15 protein-coding genes are annotated in these 18284 nt (G+C 46.4%); 6 read left to right on the forward strand and 9 right to left on the reverse strand.

Annotated features, from left to right (window positions below; all coding sequences use genetic code 11):
• Positions 1-43 precede the first annotated feature (43 nt).
• Positions 44-1093: a type 2 isopentenyl-diphosphate Delta-isomerase gene (fni, locus tag K4039_RS18240; protein ID WP_265237182.1), complete on the forward strand. Its 1050-nt coding sequence runs from the start codon at positions 44-46 to the stop codon at positions 1091-1093.
• Positions 1094-1310: 217 nt separating this feature from the next.
• Positions 1311-3131: a signal peptide peptidase SppA gene (gene sppA / locus K4039_RS18245; protein WP_265237184.1), complete on the forward strand. Its 1821-nt coding sequence runs from the start codon at positions 1311-1313 to the stop codon at positions 3129-3131.
• Between the two features lie 251 nt (positions 3132-3382).
• Here the strand turns inward: sppA and K4039_RS18250 are convergent, their stop codons facing one another.
• The gene (locus K4039_RS18250) at positions 3383-3652 is read right to left on the reverse strand and encodes a GlsB/YeaQ/YmgE family stress response membrane protein (RefSeq protein WP_265237186.1); all 270 of its coding nucleotides are present in this window, start codon (positions 3650-3652) and stop codon (positions 3383-3385) included.
• 298 nt (positions 3653-3950) lie between these two features.
• Here K4039_RS18250 and K4039_RS18255 point away from each other — a divergent pair, with 298 nt between their 5' ends.
• A complete protein-coding gene (locus K4039_RS18255; RefSeq protein WP_265237188.1) occupies positions 3951-5138 on the forward strand; it encodes a TPR domain-containing glycosyltransferase in 1188 nt (395 codons plus the stop codon).
• A gap of 173 nt (positions 5139-5311) precedes the next feature.
• Here the strand turns inward: K4039_RS18255 and K4039_RS18260 are convergent, their stop codons facing one another.
• The gene (locus K4039_RS18260) at positions 5312-6022 is read right to left on the reverse strand and encodes a carbonic anhydrase (protein WP_265237190.1); all 711 of its coding nucleotides are present in this window, start codon (positions 6020-6022) and stop codon (positions 5312-5314) included.
• Between the two features lie 217 nt (positions 6023-6239).
• Here K4039_RS18260 and K4039_RS18265 point away from each other — a divergent pair, with 217 nt between their 5' ends.
• The gene (locus K4039_RS18265; RefSeq protein ID WP_265237192.1) at positions 6240-7055 is read left to right on the forward strand and encodes an MOSC domain-containing protein; all 816 of its coding nucleotides are present in this window, start codon (positions 6240-6242) and stop codon (positions 7053-7055) included.
• 169 nt (positions 7056-7224) lie between these two features.
• Here K4039_RS18265 and K4039_RS18270 read toward each other — a convergent pair whose 3' ends face one another.
• The 3 genes from K4039_RS18270 to K4039_RS18280 form a co-directional block, all read right to left on the reverse strand.
• Positions 7225-8838, reverse strand: a complete 1614-nt coding sequence (locus tag K4039_RS18270; RefSeq protein WP_265237194.1) for an adenylate/guanylate cyclase domain-containing protein — start codon at positions 8836-8838, stop codon at positions 7225-7227.
• 75 nt (positions 8839-8913) lie between these two features.
• Positions 8914-9768 (reverse strand): ribosome biogenesis GTPase YlqF, encoded by an 855-nt coding sequence (gene ylqF, locus K4039_RS18275; protein ID WP_265237196.1) that lies wholly within the window; start codon positions 9766-9768, stop codon positions 8914-8916.
• Between the two features lie 344 nt (positions 9769-10112).
• Complete coding sequence (locus K4039_RS18280; protein WP_265237199.1) at positions 10113-10526, reverse strand: universal stress protein; 414 nt, start codon at positions 10524-10526, stop codon at positions 10113-10115.
• Between the two features lie 185 nt (positions 10527-10711).
• On the opposite strand from K4039_RS18280, the gene K4039_RS18285 reads away from it, so the two are divergent.
• Both K4039_RS18285 and K4039_RS18290 read left to right on the forward strand, forming a co-directional pair.
• Positions 10712-11911, forward strand: coding sequence for a phosphoglycerate kinase (locus K4039_RS18285; protein WP_265237202.1), 1200 nt, complete (start codon positions 10712-10714; stop codon positions 11909-11911).
• 191 nt (positions 11912-12102) lie between these two features.
• Complete coding sequence (locus tag K4039_RS18290) at positions 12103-12819, forward strand: pentapeptide repeat-containing protein (RefSeq protein WP_265237204.1); 717 nt, start codon at positions 12103-12105, stop codon at positions 12817-12819.
• A gap of 125 nt (positions 12820-12944) precedes the next feature.
• Here the strand turns inward: K4039_RS18290 and K4039_RS18295 are convergent, their stop codons facing one another.
• From K4039_RS18295 to K4039_RS18310, 4 genes are all read right to left on the reverse strand, one after another.
• Positions 12945-13610 (reverse strand): response regulator transcription factor, encoded by a 666-nt coding sequence (locus K4039_RS18295; RefSeq protein ID WP_265237206.1) that lies wholly within the window; start codon positions 13608-13610, stop codon positions 12945-12947.
• 314 nt (positions 13611-13924) lie between these two features.
• A complete protein-coding gene (locus tag K4039_RS18300; protein ID WP_265237208.1) occupies positions 13925-15271 on the reverse strand; it encodes an EAL domain-containing response regulator in 1347 nt (448 codons plus the stop codon).
• 425 nt (positions 15272-15696) lie between these two features.
• A complete protein-coding gene (locus K4039_RS18305; RefSeq protein WP_265237210.1) occupies positions 15697-15963 on the reverse strand; it encodes a hypothetical protein in 267 nt (88 codons plus the stop codon).
• A gap of 80 nt (positions 15964-16043) precedes the next feature.
• Positions 16044-17975, reverse strand: coding sequence for a serine/threonine-protein kinase (locus tag K4039_RS18310; RefSeq protein WP_265237212.1), 1932 nt, complete (start codon positions 17973-17975; stop codon positions 16044-16046).
• Positions 17976-18284 lie beyond the last annotated feature (309 nt).

Genomic DNA, 18284 nt, shown 5'->3' on the forward strand with positions numbered 1-18284 from the left:
CCTGTCAGATCCAACGCCAGAAATTTCTCCCCAAATAACCACTGTGAACTTGCCGCTAACCTCGCCCTCGCAAACCGAAACCCGCAAAGCAGACCACCTCAGGATCTGCCTCGAAGAAGATGTACAATTTCGCGAAACTACCAGCGGACTAGAAAACTACCGTTTTGCTCACTGTTGTTTGCCAGAACTCGATCGCACCCAAATCGATTTAACCTCCACATTCCTCGGCAAAAAACTAGCCGTACCCCTGCTAATTTCGTCAATGACAGGCGGCACCGAACTAGCCCAGACAATCAACTATCGCCTCGCCGATGTCGCTCAAACATACAAACTGGCAATGGGAGTCGGTTCCCAGCGATGCGCTGTCGAAAACCCTCAACTAGCTCCTACATTTGCCGTGCGGCGCCGCGCTCCCGATATTCTGCTATTTGCTAATATTGGAGCGGTTCAATTAAACTATAATTACGGTTTGGAAGAATGCCAAAAAATCGTTGATATTCTCGAAGCAGATGCCCTTATTTTACACTTAAATCCGCTGCAAGAATGCGTTCAAACTGAAGGTGATACTAACTTTAAAGGACTGTTAGATAAAATTGCCAAATTGTGCGCTAAATTACCAGTACCGGTGATTGCGAAAGAAGTCGGCAACGGTATTTCTGGAAAAATGGCACAGAAATTGCTCGCGGCTGGAGTAAGTGCGATCGACATTGCCGGCGCCGGAGGCACTTCTTGGGCGAAAATAGAAGGACAGCGAGCCACAGACGACAAGCAGCGCAGGTTGGGCGCAACCTTTGCCGACTGGGGAATACCCACAGCCGAGTGCATTGTCAGCACCCGCGCCGTAGCGCCGGATGTTCCCCTGATTGCCTCTGGAGGCTTGCAAAACGGCTTGGATGCAGCAAAAGCGATCGCCCTGGGTGCCGATGTTGCGGGACTGGCGCGGCCGTTTCTGCAAGCCGCAGCAGCATCGGAATCAGCCGCAGCCCAGCTAGCTGAGGTTTTAATTGCAGAAATCGCTACCGTGATGTTCTGTACTGGCTGCGCTAACTTGGATGAGTTACAACATTCTGGGGTTTTGGAAAGGTTAAGATAGAAAGATGTCAGTGGGCAGTGGGCAGTGGGCAGTCGTTAGTTGTTAGTAGTTACTGATTATTGGGAGAGATTCAAAAATAACAAATAACAACGGCCAATCACCAAATGTTAATTACCAAATGTTAATTATCAACGGTCAACTGCTAATTACTAACTATCAACTGTCAACTGTCAACTATCAACTGTCAATTATCAACTATCAACTATCAACTATCTAAATGAAAGATTTCCTAAAATATACTTGTGCAAGTTTGCTCGGAACCTTCCTCGGACTGTTGCTGCTGGGCGGCGTTGGATTGGGAGGACTGGTACTGTTAATTACTGTCGCGGCATCGTCATCTAAAGATTCAGGCCCGCAAGTTAAAGATAAGTCTGTATTGGTATTAGACCTTTCTTTAAATATCACGGACAGCAAACCGAGTCGCAGCACTAGCGCGGCGATTCAAGAAGCGCTTTCGGACGAGTCCGGCGATGCTGTGACGCTGCGGACTGTTTTAAATGCGATCGAATCTGCGAAAAAAGACCCGAAAATCGTGGGTATGTATCTCGAAGGCAGTTCGGATGCCAGCAGCAGCGGGTTTGCTAATCTCAAAGAAGTTCGATCGGCATTACAGCGCTTTCGAGATGCCAAAAAACCCATTATTGCTTACGAAATGGACTGGAGCGAGCGAGATTATTACCTCGGTTCAGTTGCAAATACAATTGCAGTCAATCCTTACGGATCTGTAGAAATCAACGGTTTTAGCAGTCAGGCAATGTTTTGGACTGGTGCTTTGGAAAAATACGGCGTGGGAGTGCAAGTGACTCGCGTCGGCAAATACAAGTCAGCCGTTGAACCATTTTTGCTCAAAAAAATGAGTCCAGAAAATCGCCAGCAAACTCAAAAATTGCTCGGAGATATTTGGGGAGAATACCTAAAAACTGTCGGGCCAAGTCGCAAATTGACCGTTCCGCAACTGCAAGCAGTGGCAGATAATGGCGGAACTTTGATGGCTGATGAAGCTCTCAAAGGCAAGTTAGTTGATAAAGTTGTATACTTTGACGAAATTGCCACCGAACTTAAAAAACTGACAGGAACTGATGCAGAAAATAAATCTTTCAAACAGATAAGTTTGAAAAATTACGCGAGAATTGCTGAGAATAAAAACTCAACTCGCGCTAACAAGAAAAATCAGATTGCTGTACTTTACGCTGAAGGAGAGATTGTAGACGGGGAAGGCGGCCCGACTCAAGTAGGAGGCGATCGCATCGCTCAAGAAATGCGGAAAATCCGCGAAGATGACGACGTAAAAGCAGTAGTTTTGCGCGTTAACAGCCCCGGAGGCAGCGCGACGGCGGCGGAAGTCATCGGGCGCGAAGTCGCGCTGACGGGCAAAAAAAAGCCAGTTATCGTGTCGATGGGCAACTTAGCAGCTTCCGGCGGCTATTGGATTTCGATGGGTTCTAGCAAAATCTTTGCCGAAGCGAGTACGATTACTGGTTCGATCGGCGTTTTTGGAATGCTGTTCAATGCCGAAAAATTGGCTGCTAACAACGGCATAACTTGGGATGTGGTGAAAACTGCTCGTTTTGCCGATACTAACACGGTTTCCCGCCCGAAAAATCCTCAAGAATTGGCAAATATTCAGAAAATAGTCGATCGCATTTACGATCGATTTGTTACTAAAGTCGCCGACTCCCGCAAACTGCCGAAAAACAAGGTGCAAGAAATTGCTCAAGGCAGAGTCTGGTCTGGTACGGCAGCGAAACAGTTGGGTTTAGTCGATGAAATTGGCGGGCTAGAAGATGCTGTTAGAGAAGCGGCGAAGCAAGCTAAACTCGGCGACGATTGGCAGTTGGAAGAATATCCAAAACGCCGCAGTTTCGAGGAGCAAATTTTGGAAAGAATTTCCGGCGTTCATGTGTTAAAACCAGCCACCAAACTCGACCCGCTGACGGCAGAAGTTAAGAAAATGCAGGATGAATTGGCTGTTGTCAAGTCGATGAACGACCCGCAAGGAGTTTACGTTCGCTTACCTTTCAACTTGCGGATTGATTAACCTTACTCTTCAACCCGCGCACCATCCGGGTTTTGTTTGTGTAGTCGCGGTTTCAACCGCCGAGTCCGATCTTCAACCCGCGCACCATCCGGGTTTTGTTTGTGTAGTCGCGGTTTCAACCGCCGAGTTTCAACTGAAAAACTGAAAAACTGAAAAACTGAAAAACTGAAAAACTGAAAAACCCGGTTTCTTCAAGAAACCGGGTTTATGAATACCCTAAAAGTCGATCGACTGGGAATTGGCAATATTTATTATGCTGCACGCTGAGTCAACAATCCCCAGATGAAAAGTACCACGATCGCGCCGATGACTGCAAAAGCTATGCTGGGTAGAGTTAATGCTCCGAAGGATGCCCCCGCGCTAGTCCCCACAAAGACTTGACCTAGATAACCTCCCACTAGCGCACCCACAATTCCTAAACCTGTTGTTGCCAGGAAGCCACCGCCTTGAGTTCCCGGATAAATGGCTTTGGCGATCGCACCGGCAATCAGTCCTAAAACGATCCAAGCAATAATTCCCATTTCTCTTTCTCCTGAGTGCTTAACTTTTGTCTGCCTTGTCTTATGTTCTAAGAATAACAACAGATATCCCGTCCTTTCCTCTACCGTAGGGAGGAACCAAAAGTGGTAGATTTTTTGATGAATCGTCGGATTTTGAGGCTTTTTAATCAGTCAAAAGAGTTAAGCCATTTTTTTTCGCGCCGAAAGATACTTATACTTGAAGCCGAAGCGAAATAAAAGAATTTTTTCTGGGACTTTTTGTGTTTTACTGGTAAAAAAAATTACAATATTTCTGTCAAACTAGGAAAATTGACCGCCGATGAATCTAAGTCTGTGCACGATCGTGAAAAATGAAGAAGCAACACTGTCGCGGACTTTGGACAGCGTTAAGGGTGTTGTTGACGAAATTGTGGTGCTAGATACCGGTTCGGGCGATCGCACCCGTGAAATTGCCCGAGCATCCGGGGCCAGAGTTTATGACTTTGAATGGTGCGACGACTTCGCAGCCGCGCGCAACGAGTCTCTCAAGTACGCCCAGGGCGACTGGATTTTGGTGTTGGATGCCGATGAGGTGCTGGTACCGGAGATTGTACCTCAACTTAAGCAGGCAATTAAGAGCGATCGACTGCTGCTAATCAATCTCATCCGCCAAGAAATCGGCGCATCTCAATCTCCCTATTCCCTAGTGTCGCGCTTGTTTCGCAATCGCCCCAACCTCCGCTTTTCTCGCCCATACCACGCAATGGTAGACGACAGCGTGGCTGAGATTTTGCAGCGGGAACCGCAATGGAAAATAGCTTCTCTCCCCGATGTGGCGATTTACCACTCTGGTTATCACAAAGATGCGATCGCAGCCAAAGGTAAATTCCAAAAAGCTCAAGCAGCAATGGAACGCTACATAGCTTATTATCCAAACGACGCTTATGCTTGTAGCAAATTAGGCGCGCTGTACGTAGAAAGCGGGGAACTTCAGCGGGGAATTAATTTATTAATAAAGGGCTTGACTGCTGCGACAATTGATGATTCTATTGTTTACGAACTCAACTATCATTTGGGAATTGCTTACCGCCAGCAACAGCAATTCGCCAAAGCAAAAGAACACTATCAAGTCGCAATTAATACAGATGTCTTCCCGGCGCTCAAGTTAGGTGCTTACAATAATTTGGGCAATTTGCTCAAAGATGAAGGAGATTTGCCAGCCGCTGAAAAAGCTTACAAAGCAGCCTTAAAAATTGACCCCAATTTTGCAGCAGGTCACTACAATTTGGGACTGACGCTGAAAGCAGCCGGAAATTTAGCAGATGCGATCGCCTATTACCGACAAGCCATTAAACTCGCTCCCGAACACGCCGAAGCTCATCAAAATTTGGCAGTAGCGCTGCTGAAAATTGGTAAAATGCCAGAGAGTTTAGCAGAATTCAAAAGAGCGATCGCCCTTCACGAACAGCGCCGCCCCTTTGAAGCCGAACGCCTGCGCCGGGGACTGCAAGAAATGGGTTTAATCTAAACTTGCATATCTACTTTATTGACTAATGACCACTCTTCGACTTCGCGATCGGGCAAGATGACCAATGACTAATGCCCAATGCCCAATGCCCAATCCCTCCGCTTCGCTTCGCCCAATGCCCAATGCCCAATGCCCAATGCCCAATGCCCAATGACTAATGACTTACAGCAAAATCAAGCAATTATCTCCACTTTTCCGCTATCCAAATCGTAGCGCGCCCCAACAACTTTAAGCTTACCCGCTTTAACTGCTTCAGCTAAAATAGGCGACGAGGATTGTAACTTATTTACATTCATTTTCACATTGGCTCTGACTGCGTTATCCCACGCATCACCTGTTTGACCTTTAGTCGAATCAACTACCGGTTTAATCGCCGCCACCAAAGTGCTAAGGTGACCTGGAAGAGCTTTGCCATCTAAAGCTGCTTTAACAGCACCGCAGCGTTCGTGACCCAGAATTACTAATAGCGGAACGCCTAATTCTATTACGGCATATTCCATATTCCCGAGAACCACATCATCGAGAAAATTTCCAGCTATTCGGATATCAAATAAATCCCCCAATCCTTGGTCGAAAATAATTTCGGGAGCAGCCCGCGAGTCAGAACAAGCCAGAATGGTTGCAAACGGATGTTGACCCTCTGCTACTTCTACAATTCGCGATCGAGTTTGGTCGGGAAATGTCCGTTTTTGCTCAATGTAGCGTTGATTCCCCTCCATCAATTTTTTGAGAGCACCGTCGGGAGTAATGTCAGAGATTCCCTCTGCCTTTGCGACTTGAGCTTGTAAAAGCACAGGTGCAATGCTTGCCACCAGCATCCCTGCACCAGCCCTCAACATTAGATTACGTCGCGAAATCATACCTGTTTTTTGGCTTTGTGTCATTGGCTGCAACTCGGTTCAATTGTTTGTATTTTTTAGCATAATATATACCACAAGCTTAGCCAGACTTGTTTAATTTTTCTTTACAAGCAGCTACGGCAAAATGTAAACTTCAAAAAGTTGCCCCTTTTTATTTCATAAAGCTAACAGCAGTCATGCTTCTGCCTGCAAGGGATGCTAGAATGTATCTAAAACGACAATTATTTATCAATGAATCGCAATGTCTTACGTCGCCAGCATTCATATCTATCCGGTCAAGTCCCTTGACGGTATAGCTGTCAGTCAAGCCACTATTCTAGCCAGCGGAGCTCTAGAAGGCGATCGCTCTTTGGCAATCTGCGATCAAGCAGGAGAATTGATTAACAGTAAGCGCAACAGCGGAGTCAATTTTCTGCACTTATCATTTGACATCAAACAGAGAATTGCCTGCCTGAAAATTAAAGACACCGAACAAGAATTTTTTTTTCATGTAGATAGAGAACGCCCAGGCATAGAATGTTGGTTGAGCAGCTACTTCGGTTTCCCCGTCAAGTTAATTGAAAACTTGCTGACAGGCTTTCCCGACGATACCGCTACACCGGGGCCAACCATTATCAGTACCGAAACAATTGCCGAAGTAGCATCTTGGTTTCCGAGAGTTTGCGTTAACGAGATGCGCCACCGCTTGCGAGCTAATATTGAAATAGGAGATGTCCCGGCTTTTTGGGAAGACCAACTTTTCCCAGAAGCCAATGAAGTTCTCAGGTTTAAAATAGGGACAGTAATATTTGAAGCTATTAATCCCGGTCAGCCCTGTATCCGATCTACGCGAAATTATGCGGCGACAGAAGCTTATTCAAACATCAAAAATGTACTAGCAGCCAAGCAAAAAGAAATTATGCCTGACTTGGTAAAAATAGGGCGTTTAAATAACTTTAGTCGGCTGATAGTTAACACGCGAGTGCCACATCAAGCAGCCGGACAAATAGTACACATAGGAGATGAAGTTCAAATCCTCAGCGTCAGCAAATCCCTATTTAATAACATTCCTGATTAGTTCTCAAATTTTTATGAGAAATTCCATTCCTCACCGATCGCTAAATCCTTCTGACTTAAACGTCGCAATGACAGTTGACAGTTGACAGTTAACAGTTGACAGCTTGCGAAAGAGAAGGGTTGACTAATGACCAATGACCAATGACCAATGACTAATGACTAATGACCAATTACCTTTGATTTCGGTTGGTACTATAAACCACAATCGGTCTGTCAATTCCTTTAAAACGGAAATCTCCCATCGGCTCAAAACTTTGGGGCGATCGCAGCAACTTGTAAGTAGCTTCGCTCACCACACATTCCCCTGGCAGACAAATCCCCTCCATCCGAGCGGCCAGATTAATTGTCGAACCCAACACAGTATAATCAACTCTTTTAAAACTGCCGACATCCCCAATTATCGCCTTGCCACTGTTAATAGAAATCCGCAATTGCAGCGGTTCACTCAAACTGTTATTGGCATTGAGTTTGTCAAGACGGTTGAGCATTCCCAAAGCAGCGGCCACAGCCAGATCGGCATGATCCGGTTGAGGTTCCGGCGCTCCAAAAAATGCCATAATACAATCTCCAATAAACTTATCTAAAGTTCCTCCTTCGCCAAAAACTTCTTGCAACATTTCCTCAAAAAAATTGTTGAGCAACCGGGCAATTTCAGGTGGACTCAACCGCTCCGACATCGCAGTAAAGCCAACAATATCTGCAAACAAAATGCTGATTTCGCGTTCCACAGGCGGCAAGCGGTGATTGATTAAAGTTCCCGTATTCATTAAATGCTGGACAACAGCCGGAGAGTGATAGCGTTCCAATCTTTGCCGCATAGTTTCTTCGGTGCGGAGTTTCTGTGTCAGCAGCCACCGCTGCACGCTGGAAGCGACGATATTGCCTAAAGCTGAAAAAAAGCTCAAGTCTTCATCTCCGCCCTGATGCCACTCTCTAGAAGTCAGTTGAGCGTCGCCGTAAAGCACTCCAAAAACTGTATTTTCATCCCAGAGAGGAACAGCTATCGCCGTGCGAATTCCTTTATCGATCATACTCAGATTGTCATCAAACTGTTCGTCAAACTGAGCATCCGCAGTTTTGAGAGCAACTTGTTCTTCCAATACTTTGCGGCAAATAGTGCGGCCGATCCAACTGCCGTCAGCGGGGATATATTTATTTTTAGCTGTGTTTCTGGCAGCAGTTTTAATTACTTTCAATTCGCCGTTATTTTGGAAGTGTATTAATAGTGCCAAACGTTCAATGTTTTTGATGTCCCGGAACACAATTTGCTGGACTTGATCGAAAATTGCTTCGATGGATTCAGCGGTGTTCAAATACTTGGCAATATCGACTAAATATTTTAAACGCGAGATCGCTTGTTCGTAGTTTTTTTCGATTTTTGTGTCGGGTTCTATCCACTGCTTTTGCAGTTCTTTGGCTTTGCCGAGGATGGTAAATCCTTCGGGCATGGTGCCGATTTCGGGAAGTTGGGGGTCGGAGCGATCGAGTAAAACGACAATCAAATTAATCCGGTGTCCCAAATAAATCACATCGCCCTGATTGACTACGTGAGGTTGGTTGAGGGGACTGTTGTTGAGTAGTGTCCCGTTGGTACTGCCCATATCCTCAACTAGCCAATCCCCTGAAGCTATTTTAAACAAGCGGGTGTGGTGCCGGGAAATGTCAGAAAAAGGCAGTTGTAAATCGCATTTTAGCAATCTACCGATAATAAATTCCTCGCCCTCGACAGGCACGGTTTTTTCGATGATTCCATTAATTTGAAGTTCCAGATTCAATTCATTCATACACAGCACCGCTGTTGAATTTTCAAGACTTTGATAAGAATTGAATTCATCAGATAAAATCTTCCACCAGTCCGATCAAGTAGGCGGCAACTCCAAATTAAGCTGACCCAACACACCTGTTCTAAAATCGTTTAACATCTGCCGCGCCGTTCGTTCCACATCTCCTTTATACCTGTCTTTTGCTACCTCGTGCAAATAATCTTCGCCATTACTAGATGCTATATCTAATTTATACCTGGATTTGAAACCAGATACTGACATCAAAGTTTCATCAGCAGCCTCAAGCTCTAGGAGCAAATCTACCATAGCTGCGGCTACTACCTGATTGTCGTAAGCTGCTTCGCCAATATCTTCGCAAATAGCTAATTTTATGGCATTTTCTTGATTGTTAATGCGGGTGGGGATGATTCCGGGGGCATCTAATAACTCAATTTCGTCAGAAATGCGAATCCATCTGAGTGATTTAGTTACTCCAGCTTTGCGGGCACTGTCTACCACTCTCCGCCCTAACAGCCGATTGATTAAAGCAGATTTTCCGACATTTGGGAAGCCCATTACTACGGCGCGGACTGGACGGGGTAGCATACCTCGATCGAACCTGCGTTTATTTAGCTGCACCCCAGCTTCCTGGACAGCATCGGAAACATCGTGTACTCCTTGCCCGTGCTCGGCATTGGTAAAATAGGCGGTTTCTCCCTGGGACTCAAACCAGGTTTCCCACGCCTCGCGCGATCGACCAGTAATCATATCCATACGGTTAACGACCAATACTCGCGGCTTACCGCCCACCCAGCTCGGCATTTGGGGGTGGTAAGTAGCCAATGGAATGCGCGCATCTCGGACTTCGAGCACCACATCTACGCGCTTTAGTTGTTCTTTTAATGCCCGTTCAGCTTTGGCAATGTGACCGGGATACCAGTGAATTTTCATAATATGAAGGAAGAAGGAAGAGGAAAGAAGGAAGAGGGAAGAGGGAAGAGGGAAGAGGGAAGAGACTTATTACATAAATCTTTGATCGAGCCAGTCAACCCCAGATGAAAGGCAGATAAATGCAGATAATTTCCTAATTGGAAAGCGACTTTTACAATAAATCTAAGGAATAAATAAGAAGGAACTAACCACAGAGGGCGCAGAGAGCGCAGAGAGAAGAAAGCAGAGGGAAGAAGGAAGAAATCAGGAAAATGGAAAAGGGATCAATAAAAATGCAAGAAGCAATAAGAAAGAGTTGTCTTACTTCTTCCTTCTTCCCTCTTCCTTCTTCCTTCTTCCTTCTGTTAAGGCACAATCAAAACTGCACAAGGAGACAGATTGATCACTCGACTGGTAACGCTGTCAGACGCTCCATCATCGGTTAAACCCATCCCCCGACAGCCCATCACAATCAACTCGGCCCCAATTTCGTCAGCCACATCACAAATCGTGAAAGCGGGTTTGCCTTCTCGTTCTATGATTTCAGCTTCGATTCCCTGCTGGGAAAACATCGATTGGGCCTCAGACAGCAGTTTGGCGACGGCTTCGGGGGAAGTCATCACCTCTGGCGGCTGGGTGTCGCCCTCCTCGGCTGGGGGTTCGACTACCGACAGAATAACTAAACGAGAGCCGTAGGTTTTCACAATGTTGACAACCTTTTCCGCGGCTTCGCGGGCTTCTTGGCTTTGATCTACAGGAAATAAGACAGTCTTGAACATAGTTCGCATTTCCCGGACACGGACTCCGATAAAATGTTTACGTTGAGCCAAATCAGTGCCGTTTGTTTCATCTTCCGTTTTGTGTGCGGGCGCGGTTGAATGCGTCCGAGGCGCCAAGTGCAAGTGACGAGTGCTGCCATTTCAACGGAATTAGACAAAAACACAAATATTAGGAGGTTAATCCTGTGACAAAAAAAACTGTAGCAAATTTATCAGCATCAGACTTATCGGGCAAACGGGTATTGGTGCGGGCGGACTTTAACGTGCCGCTCGACAACGGCAATATCACTGATGATACTCGCATCCGGGCTGCTCTGCCGACTATTCAGGATTTAGCGTCGAAGGGCGCTAAGGTCATTTTGTGCAGTCACTTCGGGCGTCCCAAGGGTGTGACGGAGAAGTTGCGCTTGACTCCGGTTGCTAAGCGGCTGTCGGAATTGTTGGGGAAGGAAGTCAAAAAAACTGACGACTGCATCGGCGATGAAGTGGCTGCTACAGTGGCGGCGATGGCTGATGGCGATGTGGTTTTGCTCGAAAATGTTCGCTTCTATCCTGAAGAAGAAGCAAATGACCCGGAATTTGCCAAGAAGTTAGCTTCTGTGGCCGATTTGTATGTCAATGATGCTTTTGGTACGGCTCACCGGGCTCACGCTTCTACTGAGGGCGTTACTAAGTATCTGAGTCCTTCTGTGGCTGGGTTTTTGATGGAGAAGGAGTTGCAGTATCTCGGTAGTGCGATCGACAATCCTCAGCGTCCCTTAGCTGCTATCATCGGTGGTTCTAAGGTTTCCAGCAAGATTGGAGTCATTGAAAAACTGCTCGAAAAGTGCGACAAATTGCTGCTGGGAGGCGGCATGGTGTTCACGTTCTACAAAGCTCGCGGTTTGAACGTGGGTAAGTCTTTGGTGGAAGATGACAAGTTGGAACTGGCTAAGTCTTTGGAAGCTAAAGCAAAGGAACGGGGAGTTACTTTTCTGTTGCCTACTGATGTGATAGTTGCTGATAAGTTTGCTGCTGATGCTAACACTCAAACTGTCTCCGTTGAAAACATTCCCGACGGTTGGATGGGTTTGGACATTGGCCCGGATTCAGTGAAAACTTTCCAAGATGCTTTGGCCGATTGCAAAACGGTAATCTGGAACGGGCCAATGGGCGTGTTTGAGATGGAGAAGTTTGCTGCGGGTACTGAAGGTATTGCTCATTCTTTGGCGGGAATTACTAAAACTGGTACTACCACAATTATCGGCGGCGGTGATTCGGTAGCGGCTGTGGAACAGTTGAATTTGGGCGCAGAAATGAGCCACATTTCTACTGGTGGCGGTGCTAGTTTGGAACTGCTCGAAGGTAAGGAATTGCCTGGTGTTGCTGCTTTAGATGAAGCTTAATTAAGTTAAGTAGGGCGGGCAAAGCCCGCCTTGCTGGAAGCAGGTCTAAATTGTTGGCTGCGAATCATGTTTTTGAAGATTTACCGCAGAGGGCGCAGAGAACGCAGAGCAAGAGAAAAGAGAGAAGGATATGGGTTTAAAGTCTACAGTTTGCTAGTATAATTTGTTTGAAGTAGCAGTGAGGTTTGTTTGTGAAACTTAAACTCTTGGCAACTGTAACGGCTTGTTTAGCTTTGTTTGGGCTGGCAGCTCCCGTCACAGCTCAAAATCCAGATCATGTTAGGCAATTGCTGGAAACTAAAGAGTGCGAAGGCTGCGATTTGAGAAATGCTGATTTGTTTAAGGCGAGTTTGTACAGAGCTAATTTAAGAGGAGCTGATTTAAGCGGAGCTAATCTCTACGAAGCTAATTTGCTAGAAGCAGATTTAAGTGGCGCTAATTTGGCGAATGCTAATTTAGTTAATTCGGAGATGTATGGGGCTGACTTGGACAGTGCTAATCTGCGTAATGCGGATTTGTCTAATGCTTTTTTGGGGCGGGCAAATATGACGAGAGCTGATTTGCGCGGTGCTAAACTTTTTAATGCTAATTTGGGCGAAGCTTATCTGCTACAAGCTAATTTATCGAATGCTGATTTGCGGCGTTCGCTGCTGTTTAGGGTTAATTTGAGTCGCGCTAATTTAAGCGGTGCGGATTTGTCTTTCGCTGATGTGCGCGATACTAATTTGCAGAGTGCTATTCTGTCTAATACCAGGCTTCCTAGAGCTCAATTGAGCGGGACAAATATCGATGCGGTTAATAACCTGCGTCAGGCTGATTTGGAGCGTGCAAATTTGCGGGGTACGAATTTGGGGCCGGTTGTTTGTGTAACAACGAATTTTCCTTCTTGTGTTTTCAGTGTGGAATAATATCATTTCCAAAGAGAACTACCACAGTCTGATTGGTTTGTAGTGAGGAATTTAGTCCTCACTACAAACCGTTTTCTATTACGGGTAATTAAAGGCTGGCGCGCCCTAAGTTGTTGAGATATCAGCTAAGTTTGAGGTGGTTTGTATCCCCTTTCTAGGGCGAATTTCACAAGCTGGGCGCGATTTTCTAACTGTAGTTTGCTGAAAATGCTGCCTAAATGAGCTTGGACAGTTCGGGGACTAATAAATAGTCGATCGCTAATTTGTTTGTTAGTATAACCCTGGATCACCTCCCAAAAAACTCTTTCCTCGGCTGGTGTCAGAGGTAAAGGTGCAGGGTTAGGCAATACTGCGACAACTTTTGGTTCCGGCGCCCAGGCGGTAGAAGTTTGCAACAGTCGGACAATCTCAGCGTGAATGCGGTGAGAGCGTTCTAACTGCGCTTTCACTTTAGCCAAGATTTCTTCAGAATGAAAAGGTTTTACCAGATAATCGTCCGCGCCGATCGCATGACCTTCAACTTTTGCCTCAATTTCGCCTTGACCAGACAAAAATATAAACGGCACCAATTGTCCCAAACGTGTAGTGCGCAAGCGGCGACAAAACTCAAACCCGTCCATTTCCGGCATCATCACATCGGAAATTACTAAATCTGGGGGGGCATTCTCAAAAATCGAGAGTGCCTCAGCGCCAGAAGTAGCGCATTCAACGCGGTATCCTTGACTTTCCAGGTACATTGCTAAGACTGTTTGACAGTCTGCTTCGTCGTCAACTACTAAGATTCTTTCCATTACAGCCTTGCACCAATTCGTCAGTTGACAGTTCTTGAAACTGCGGTTCCCAAACTAGGAACTTAAATGAGTTTACTTGCTGCAACTTGATCAAGGTTCCCAATTTCAAGACGGCACAATTCCTCAAATAGTCCAATTACGGGCGTCAAGCGAATAAAATGGGAAGAAGTAGAGGAATATTGGGGAAAATTTCCTTTTTTTATTTGCCTATCCAAAAAAGTTACAATTTTTTATGGGGCATCGTCAACTTTTCCGCAGAAAATAGCAGCTAAAAGCCAGAATTTTGTTTTATTATACACAAATCCTGCTAACGTTTACACTATTCCTAGACTCGACATGGAAAGGTTTTTAGATTTTTCTGGTTCGGACAGGGGTACAAAGGGCATAACGCGAGCAGTTGCAGCAGCAGCGGGCGGCGCGAACAAACGCTGGTCGGCAACTAGGATACTTTCAAATATCGTTGCGGGTTCGGGGCGGCTGAACAGATACCCCTGGATGATGTCGCAGTTGTGCTGTTTCAAGAAAGCTAGTTCTGCTTCTGTTTCCACTCCTTCAGCAATTACTGTCATATTTAAGCTGTGACCCAGTAAAATTACTGCTGTGGTAATAGCAGCATTTTGAGCGTCTTCGTTGGCATTTCGCACAAAAATACGATCGATCTTTAAGCCGTCAAAAGCAAATTGCTTGAGATATCCTAAAGTAGCATAACCTGTGCCGAAGTCGTCAATGGCAATCCGAATTCCGAGAGCTTTAAGTTCGTTTAAAGTTGTGCCTGCGACTGTGGCATTTTCTACCAAAGCGCTTTCGGTCATTTCTAATTCTAAATTAGCAGGCTCCAAGCCTGTAGTTTCCAATATTTGCACGATTCGGTTCTTGAGTTCCGGGTCGGACAACTGCCGGGCCGACAAATTTACTGATATTGTAAAGGGCGAAAACCCCGCCGCCAGCCAACTAGCGGCTTGAGCGCAAGCTGAAAGCAGTACCCACTCGCCAATCTGAATAATTAAACCTGTTTCTTCGGCTAAGGGAATAAATTCGGCGGGAGAAATTATACCTCGATCGGGATTTTGCCAGCGCACCAAAGCTTCAGCGCCGATAACTTGTCCGGTAGCAATATTCACCTGCGGCTGATAGTATACCTGAAACTCACCTTGTGCCAAAGCGCGGCGCAGCAGAGCTTCCAGAGCCAATTTTTCGGGAGAAAGGACACAAACCTTGGTAGAGTCGTTAACTAAATCTTTGAGTCTGGCTTCTGCTTGGTGAAGTGCGAGTGTCAGCGGTTGGGTAATTGTTTGCCGTTTAGAGACGCGAGAAGAAATGGCCCCCAGCAATTCAGCCTTAGTAAACGGCTTTGTCAGGTAATCGTCGGCCCCCAATTCCATCCCCCGACGAAAATCGGTTTTGTCACTTTGAGCTGTGAGGAAAATAAATGGAATTGTTGCAGCCAGTGAGTTTTGCCGCAGAGTCCGCAACACGTCATAACCGTCTATCTCCGGCATCTGCACGTCGCACAAAATTAAATCGGGGATCTCCGAAAGTGCCATCTGCACACCAAATCGACCGTTTTCTGCCACGATGACCCGGTAGCTGTGAGATTCCAGGAGTTGTACAAGAGTTTCCCGGATTAATTCGTCGTCTTCAATGACTAAAATTTTGAGCATGATACTTAGATTACAGATGGCACTATATATCAGAACCTGACTAACTCTAGCATACTCAAACTAGCGATTTACTGATTAGGCCAATTAGCCAATAAATTATTAGCCATTTGGCTAATGATTTATCTTCGGTTTTTAAGTCACATTAAAGAAGTGGCTAATTTGGGAAGAGTTCGAGGAGAGAAAACTGCTGCGCCAGACTATTTTGATAAATTTTTATGACAAATTATCGGTTGTTTCTCATAAAAAATGCCGTCAACACTTTCACTGCGCGGATGGCGGCAAGCTCTATACAATGTCCGGTCAATTCGCTCTAAAAAAGTGTTCGCTCGTTCTGACTTTAGTCCTATGATGAATACGGACTAAAGTCCGAACGATCAAATCAATTTTATTGGATAGTTCGAGGGGACATCGTAGGATGCACTGGATTAATTCACAGGCTTAGTGGAATTTGTGCAAAACTTGTCATCTACAATTGCAGAATTGATCCTGACAGCCTGCATTGATGACGGAATGATCAGGTTTTGCGGAACTATAACTGTCTTTTTGCAAACCAGTTCGCTGCTGCCTACAGAGGCAAAGTTCCAAGCATAAAATTCGGGATTGCTGACTGTCGCACTGGCGGGATATAAACCAAATGCAGTCACTAATACTAATCCCAAAGTTACTAAAGCTATGATCGCGAATCTCAGCATATTCTTTTTGTAAACCGGAAAATTTACCCGATCGGGATTACTTGATTATCGCCCGATCGCACTTCCTGCGTCAATAGCCCTTATTTGATCGCCAGATTCAATTCGTAGGCGATCGCCTCGGATGACTGAGAAACCACCACAAATTCATAAAAACCAGCCTCATCCAGAGTTCCAGACCAACTTACCTCCTCTGCATCTTCCAGCAGAGCCTTGGCTTTGTTTGTCCGCCCAGGAGAATAAATTGATAGCAGAGTCGATTTGCCCGCAGCTTGCAAATTTACACTCAAAATCTGATTTTGGGCGAACCGGGCTATGTAAGCTTTGCCTTCTCCGGGCTTGAGATTGCCCGTGAGGGCTTTGCTGTTGGAGCGGCGGTCAAATTCAACACTTTCGAGAGTTGCTCCCGCTTGCAAAGCTGTGAGGGCGTCGGCGGTAATTGCTTGCCAAATTTGTCCGATCGGCAAACCGATGATATTTTTATTCCGTGACTGCTGTGGAAACCAATAAAAGAACTTAGCATCAGCCAAATCGTACAGCGCCCGACTGCTCAAATTCAGCTTGTTAACCTCCGTTTTCCAGCGCTGGATATCGGCGGTGTCGTAACTGCCCAACCGCGCTCTAGCGTCGCTGCTGAGGTTTTCGAGCTTGTCGAGCAAGTCGTCGCCGATTTTCTGCCATTTTTCGCGCCATTGGCGATCCTCGTCGCCTTCTTTTAACAGCCGCCCGTTCAATTCTGGGTATTTGGCATAGAAATTTTCATCTACAAGATTGACGTAACCGTTGTAAAATCGATCGTCTATTTTAAGTTGAGAGTAGCGATCGCGCAAAGCATCCTCTTGCTGCTGCTTCGGGCCCGGAGTCACGGGAATCTTCTGCACTTTTGATTGCAGATTTAACACATAATTGCCCGCAAACCAGCCAACTCCGCCCATACTTGAAAGCACTGCCACTACGAACAAAAACATTTGCCAAGCAGGCATCTTTTGCTGATTGCCAATCATCGCAACTCGCACCGGAGTTCCCGGCAGTTTCGGGGCGGGGGCGGGTATGGGTATGGGCGCGGTGAGAGGTGTGTGATCCGGTGGTGGCTGCGTCAGCCCAAAATCCGGCGGTGGGGATGGTTGTGCCTGTGGCTGTAACAGCGGATTACCTTCGAGAGCGAGCAAAACCTCGCGAGCCGAGGAGTAACGCTGGCTCGGCTGGTGAGCGAGCATTTTATCCAGCACCAAGGACAAATTCGGGGATAGAGAACAGTGCGATCGCCAGTTCCAATTCAACGTCTGACTGTCGAGCAATTGATGCGGTTCCTTCCCCGTCAGCAACACCAAAACCGTAGTCGCGAGAGCGTACAAATCGCTGTGCGGATAGACAATCCCCATTTGCATTTGTTCGACGGGAGCATAGCCGAGTTTGCCGATGCGAGTCGCGGGGGCGGGAGTGGCATTAGCTTCAGTTTCAGCAAATAGAGATTCTACGGTGGCGGCGACTTCTTTGACTCCGCCGAAGTCAATCAGTACGGGCATTCCGTCAGATAGGCGCAGAATCAGGTTGTCGGGGGAGATGTCGCGGTGAATCACTCCCAAGGAGTGAATGTATTCGAGGACTGGTAAAATTTGAATCAGCAGTTGATTTATTTCTGCTTCTATAAACCGCAAACCCTGACGTTTGCGGGCATCCAGCAGAAAGCGGTAGGTTTGGCCAGGTACGTAGTCTTGGACGAGAAATAGATAGCCTCGATCGACTATACTGACGCGAAACAGTTCGCGGAAGCGCGGGATTTGATTGTGTTGCAGCTTGTAGAGCACTCCGGCTTCGCGCTCGAAGAGTTCCTCGGATTTTTGTAAGGCGTAACTTCCTTGTACTTGGGGCGCAAATTCTTTTAAAACGCAGGGTTCGTTAAATCGGTGGGCATCTTCAGCGAGGTAGGTGCGCCCGAAGCCTCCGTGTCCCAATTCGCGGACTATGCGGTAGTGGTTGTTGAGAGTTATGCCGGGGTAGATGGGATTGTTCATTGGAACTTGCTGCGTCGGATGTTTACGCTTGATTGAGATTGGGAGTTTTGGGCGATAGCGCTAATTAATCTTGACATAGTGTGTCAGTGTTGATTAGTTGATCGGCAGCTTGGCTATCCCCTGCGGTTATTCTTAAACAAGCGGTTGTCTGCGATACAAGTTTATGGATTGTGCCGTGTGTGCGATCGACCTCAAAATGCGATCGAATTTTTAGTAAGCTGTTGTGCAGTTAAATGATATATTGAAGTTCCCTATTCCCTACTCATCAAATCATCTCCCCCTCTCCCCATCTTTCCCCTTAGCTGCAAT

Source organism: Lyngbya sp. CCAP 1446/10 (assembly GCF_026130175.1).
In the GTDB taxonomy this organism is placed as follows: domain Bacteria; phylum Cyanobacteriota; class Cyanobacteriia; order Cyanobacteriales; family Microcoleaceae; genus Microcoleus.